The organism is Halomonas sp. ND22Bw, assembly GCF_003011945.1.
Taxonomy (GTDB): Bacteria; Pseudomonadota; Gammaproteobacteria; order Pseudomonadales; family Halomonadaceae; genus Halomonas; species Halomonas halophila.
The window spans coordinates 1-284 of record NZ_PXWD01000625.1 but is presented as its reverse complement, the minus strand read 5'-3'; the positions used below and the strand labels follow the sequence as shown (position 1 = coordinate 284).

Sequence of the window (284 nt, the reverse complement as noted above, 5' to 3'; positions counted from 1 at the left end):
CGAAGGCCAATGGGAACTCAACGATCTGTATGCGGCGATCTTCGCGGTGCCGTCGTTCGTGATGATCCTGGGCGGGGTGCAACTGGGCTGGTGGCCGGGCTTCACCTGGATCGGTGCGGGCATCGCCGCTTATGGCGCGATCTATTTCGGCTTTCACGACGTCATCGTGCATCAGCGTATTCCCACGCGCTATTTGCCGCGGTCCACCTATATGAAACGGATCGTTCAGGCGCATCGGCTGCACCATGTCGTCGAAACCCGCGACGGCAACGTCAGCTTCGGGT

The 284-nt window shown here is 60.6% G+C and carries 1 pseudogene; it reads left to right on the top strand.

Annotation, left to right across the window (positions count from 1 at the left end):
- Window positions 1–284 (top strand): annotated as a pseudogene (locus CVH10_RS19655) (beta-carotene hydroxylase); the annotation flags it as partial.